The sequence below is a fragment of the Streptomyces composti genome, assembly GCF_012034205.1.
Lineage (GTDB): Bacteria > Actinomycetota > Actinomycetes > Streptomycetales > Streptomycetaceae > Streptomyces > Streptomyces composti.
This window is the reverse complement of sequence record NZ_JAATEM010000068.1, coordinates 1-3,716: the sequence shown is the minus strand read 5'-3', so window position 1 is coordinate 3,716 and position 3,716 is coordinate 1. Positions and strand designations below refer to the sequence as shown.

The window sequence follows — 3,716 nt, the reverse complement described above, 5'->3', positions numbered from 1 at the left end:
TTGCCGACGGCCTTGGCCTGGCCCTGAACGAGATGGGTGTGAGGCTGCCCACCGGCAAGCGCATCGAGCGCGGCGGCGACGGCATCAGGAGCTTCGGCGAGGACGACCGCGCGGTGCTCGAACAGGGCGCGGCCGTTGATGAGCGTGTCGGCGACGGCTGCGGTGTCCAACTCGGTTCGCTGATCGACGTATTCGCGGAGCTGTCGTGCCTGAGCGCGCAGCGCGTCGGCGGTCCGGGCCGAGATCACCCACGGCACGACGCCCGGAGACTCCGACACCGACACCGGCTCGTCATCGGGAGCCTGCTCCAGCACAGCGTGCGTATTGGTGCCGCTGATGCCGAACGACGAGACACCGGCCCGGCGCGGCTGTCCCGTGCTGGGCCAGGCCGTCTCCTCGGTCAGCAGGGCGACGGCTCCGGCCGACCAGTCGACCTTCGGCGTGGGCTCGCCGACGTGCAGCGTCTTCGGCAGCACGCCGTGTTGCAGCGCCATGACCATCTTGATGAGGCCCGCGACACCCGAAGCGGCCTGGGTGTGGCCGATGTTGGACTTCACCGAGCCCAGCCACAGGGGCCGGTCGGCCGGGCGGTCCTGGCCGTACGTGGCGATCAGTGCCTGGGCCTCGATGGGGTCGCCCAGCTTGGTGCCGGTGCCGTGCGCCTCGACGGCGTCGACCTGGTCGGGGGCGAGACCCGCGTTGGCGAGGGCCTGCCGGATGACCCGCTGCTGCGAGGGGCCGTTGGGGGCGGTGAGGCCGTTGCTGGCGCCGTCCTGGTTCATCGCCGTACCGCGGACGACGGCAAGGACTCGGTGGCCGTTGCGGCGTGCGTCCGACAGCCGCTCCAGAAGCAGCATGCCCACGCCCTCGGACATGCCCATGCCGTCGGCGTCGGCCGAGAAGGCCCGGCACCGGCCGTCCACGGACAGGCCGCGCTGCCGGCTGAACTCGGTGAAGGAGGTGGGCACCGCCATCACGGACACACCGCCGGCCAGCGCCAGCGTGGACTCGCCCTGCCGCAGCGACTGCGCCGCGAGATGGAGGGCGACCAGCGACGACGAGCAGCCCGTGTCCAGGGTGACCGCGGCGCCCTCCAGGCCGAGGACGTACGAGACGCGGCCCGAGGCGATGCTCGCCGTGTTGCCCGTACCGAGGTAGCCCTCGATCTCCTCCGGGGTCTCGCCGAGGCGCGAGCCGTAGTCGTGGTAGCTGACGCCCGCGAACACGGACGTACGACTGCCCCGCAGGGACTGGGGGTTGATGCCGGCCCGCTCGAAGGCCTCCCAGGAGGTCTCCAGCAGCAGGCGCTGCTGCGGGTCCATCGCCAGGGCCTCGCGTGGCGAGATGCCGAAGAACGCGGGGTCGAAGTCGGCGGCGTCGTACAGGAATCCGCCGTGCCGGGTGTAGGACTTGCCGCGCTGCTCCGGGTCCGGGTCATAGAGCGCGTCGAGGTCCCAGCCGCGGTCGGTCGGCAGGCCCGAGATCACGTCGCCGCCGCGCAGCAGGAGTTCCCACAGCTCCTCGGGCGAGCGCACGCCGCCCGGGAAGCGGCACCCCATGCCGATGATGACGATCGGGTCGTCGTCGGCGGCCGGCAGGGTCGGCGGCGCCGCGGCGGTCCCGGCCGGCGCGGTGTCTGGCAGCGCTCCGAAGAACTCGTCCCGCAGATGGGCGGCGAGCACACCGGGGGAGGGGTAGTCGAAGACGAGGGTCGCCGGCAGCCGCAGCCCGGTGGCCGTGTTGAGCCGGTTGCGCAGCTCAACCGCGGTCAGCGAGTCGAAGCCCAGATCACGGAACGCCCGCCCCGGCTCGACCGCCTCACCGGAGGCATGACCGAGGACCGAGGCCGCCTGGTCGCGCACCAGCTCCAGCAGCACCCGGTCCCGCTCCTCGGCCGCGAGACCCTCCAGCCGGTCGCGCAGAGGCGACGACGGAGCGCTCGGCGCGCCCGCGCCCGACGCGGTTCCGGGGGACGACGTGGCCGCCTCGATCTCGCGCTGCGCCTCGGGAACACCCGCGAGCAGCGGGCGAGGTCCCGCCGAGGTGAAGACAGGGACGAAGCGCTCCCAGTCCACCTCGGCCACGGCCACGAAGGTCTCGTCGTGCGCGAGGATCTGGCGCATCGCGGCGAAGGCCGTGTCCGGGTCGAGGAACGGCAGTCCCCGCGCCTGCAGCTGCTCCGGCTTGACGCCCTCCGGCAGCCGCTCCGGGTCCCAGACGTTCCACACGCCCCATGCGATGGAACTGGCCTTCAGACCGCGGGCACGGCGCTGCTCCGCGAGCGCGTCCAGATAGGCGTTGGCGGCGGCGTAGGCACCGTGGTCACCGCTGCCCCAGACACCGGCGATGGAGGAGAACAGCACGAACGCGTCGAGGTCGTCGCCGCCCAGCAGCTCGTCCAGGTGAGCGGCGCCCGCCACCTTCGCGGCCAGCACGTCCGCGAACTCGTCGAGCCCCGACTCCGCCAGCGACGCCAACTCGATGAACGCCGCCGCGTGTACGACCGTACGCAGGGACTCCCCGTCGGCCTTCAGCTGCTCCAGCACGCCCGCGAGGGCCTCGCGGTCGGCGGCGTCGCACGCGGCCACCGTGAGACGGACCCCCTCGGCGGCCAGTTCCGTCGCCAGCTCGGCCATGCCCGGAGCGGACGGGCCGCGCCTGCTGGTCAGCACCACATGCTCGGCGCCGTTCGAGGCGAGCCACCGCGCGATGTGCGGGCCGAGCGCTCCCGTCCCGCCGGTCACCAGCGCCGTGCCACTGGTGCGCCAGCCGGGCGCCGCCTGCTCGGGCGTCCGCACGTCCAGCGGGTTGCGCACCAGGCGCCGGGCGAAGACGACCGAGCTGCGGACCGCCACCTGGTCCTCGCCCGCCAGCCCGGCCAGCACCGCGCACAGGCGTGCCCGGGCCCGGTCGTCCAGCTCGCGCGGCAGATCGACGAGGCCGCCCCAGCGCTCGGGCTGCTCCAGCGCGACGACCCGGCCCAGGCCCCAGACCTGCGCCTGCGCCGGACTGGTCACGGCGTCGGACGCCCCGACCGCCACCGCCCCGCACGTGCCGAACCACACCGGCACCTCAAGGCGCGCGTCACCGAGCGCCTGCACGAGAGCGAGCGTCCCTGCCACACCGGCCGTCATGGCGGGATGCGCGGGATGGGCGCTCTCGTCGAGCGCCAGGAAGGAGAGCACGCCGGCGAGCGGAGAGTCCTGCGCGGACAGCTTCTCGCCGATGAGATCGACGTACGTCCCCCGGCCGGCCCCGGAGGCGTTCAGCTCCAGCGGCACGACCTGCGCGCCGTGCCGCGCCAGCCCCTCCGCCGCCGTACGGACGACGTCGTCGGTGGCCCGCCCCTCCGGGAACACCACGAGCCAGGTCCCCCCGAGCCTGGTCGTGGCACCCCCGTCGGCCACCGGCTTCCAGCTGATCCCGTACCGCCAGTCGTTCACCGTGGCCTCGCGCCTGCGCTCCTGCCGCCAGGACGCGAGTGCGGGCAGCACCGTGCTGAGCGAGGCGTCGTCGGGCACGGCGAGCGTGTCGGCGAGCGACTCCCAGTCCTCGTTCTCCACGGCCTCCCAGAAGCGCGTGTCGACGATGTCGGTCGCCGGGACGGGGGCGTGCGCCGCCGTGGTGTCCGGTACGTCGATCCAGTAGCGCTGGTGCTGGAAGGGGTAGGTGGGCAGGTCGATGTGCCGAACGCCCTTGCTGATGGGCCAGTTGAC

General features: G+C 73.4%; 1 protein-coding gene. It reads right to left on the bottom strand.

Annotated elements, in window-relative coordinates:
* Positions 1-3,716, bottom strand: a 3,716-nt coding sequence (locus HCJ93_RS28935) for an SDR family NAD(P)-dependent oxidoreductase (protein WP_167998791.1), incomplete at both ends; no start/stop codon positions are given.